Here is a 1,043-nt window from a genome sequence, read left to right on the forward strand (position 1 = left end):
CTAAGCGTTCGCAGTCCATTTCTGTTTTGAACAGCCTTCAAGATAAGGGCATCTCATTGCCCCTCCTAAACCAGACCATATAGGTGCTTAGGCTGATTGACTGTTACCATCAATCACAGTTGCGTAGCGAATATTCATCGCTCCAACGATATCACGATGTGTCTTAAACCCACATGGACACTTGTATTTTCTATCTCGAGCCTTATTCTTTTCAGCACATTTCGGACAACTTTGACTTGTATAAGCTGGATTCACATATTCAATCTGAATACCAGCTATCGTTGCTTTATAAGCAATAAATTGTGCCAAACGATAGAATGACCAAGTGTGTAGGTTCTTTTCGTTTTTACGGCTTGTTCTTGCCGTCTGTCTTATATTCGTTAGTTGTTCTAATCGAATGACAGAAATCTGATTAGCAATCGCAAAATCAATGATTTCACGACTTGTTTTGTGATCTTTTTCTTGCATCCATCTTTGTTCTTTATCATCAAATCGCCGAATGGCATTCACTTTTTTGTCTTTTCCTAACTTCTTACGAACACTCCGAAACTTACGCTTCCTATATTTGTTTTGCCTACCATTCCCAAAGAAACGAACCTTGTCATCATCTGTGATTGCTACTGCAGGGACCTTGAGACCTAGGTCTACCCCTAAAACTTTCGTTCCTGCTCTTTCATTTGTAGGAAGTGTGACAGATATTTGGGCCATCCACTTATTCGATTTCTTTGTGATACGAAGTGTACCTAACTTATGTTTTAACAAATCCAAATTGCGATTTTTTTTATCGATTAATAAAGCACGGACCTTTAAACGAGTGGACTTTCCATTTATCTTAAACGGGATTGAAATATGAGTGGAGTCAAATGAATAATTTTGATTGTTCCATACACAAACAGGTTTCTTTAGAATCGGAATGATTTTATAATTACTTTTCTTTACTTTTGTAGCAAACAAACTTTTCGCGTCTTTGATTGCTTGATTCTTCACCGCACTGGGGATATTCGCTTCGATATCTTTTGTGCTTTTTTTCGTACTTTTCTTTG

General features: G+C 37.5%; 1 protein-coding gene. It reads right to left on the reverse strand.

Annotation, left to right across the window (positions count from 1 at the left end):
• Positions 1-87 precede the first annotated feature (87 nt).
• The coding region (locus tag FT637_RS29525; protein ID WP_193649251.1) for an RNA-guided endonuclease TnpB family protein at positions 88-1,043 on the reverse strand (956 nt) is incomplete at its 5' end.

This window comes from Bacillus cereus (assembly GCF_015071065.1).
Taxonomy (GTDB): Bacteria; Bacillota; Bacilli; order Bacillales; family Bacillaceae_G; genus Bacillus_A; species Bacillus_A cereus_BA.